This is a genomic window from Furfurilactobacillus curtus, assembly GCF_045862785.1.
GTDB lineage: Bacteria > Bacillota > Bacilli > Lactobacillales > Lactobacillaceae > Furfurilactobacillus > Furfurilactobacillus curtus.
Genome location: NZ_BQXO01000067.1, coordinates 1 through 461 on the forward strand (window position 1 = coordinate 1; position 461 = coordinate 461).

At 36.2% G+C, this 461-nt stretch carries 1 protein-coding gene; it reads left to right on the top strand.

From position 1 onward, the window contains the following. The coding region (locus tag ACKTR2_RS10475; protein ID WP_407885083.1) for a MobA/MobL family protein at window positions 1–461 on the top strand (461 nt) is incomplete at both ends.

Here is a 461-nt window from a genome sequence, read left to right on the forward strand (position 1 = left end):
GGGATTAAAAGCAAAGACGCAGTACATTAAAGATGAAAATGGCAAGCAACTTTTAACCAAAAGCGGGTTTCCAAAACAAAGAAAAATTTGGTTGGTTGATTGGGATAAAAAGGAAAAAATTAATGAGTGGCGGCATAATTGGGCAACAAGTGTTAATCAGTCTTTAGCACAAAAAAATATTCCGGATCGGATTAGTGAGAAATCTTTTGTCGATCAAGGAATAGATGATACCCCAACTCAGCATGAGGGAATCAATAGCAAACGACACGAACGAAAAGCATTTAATCAACAAGTTAGCGCACAAAGAAGCGCCCAAGCTAAATATCATAATCTTGACGAAAAGATTAGAAATCATGAACACTTTGACGCTTTAACTGACGAGCTATCATTCTCTGAAAAACACACAATTAGTCGTCTAAGTCAGCAATTGAAAACCTATGTCGATTTAGAACATTTAGATG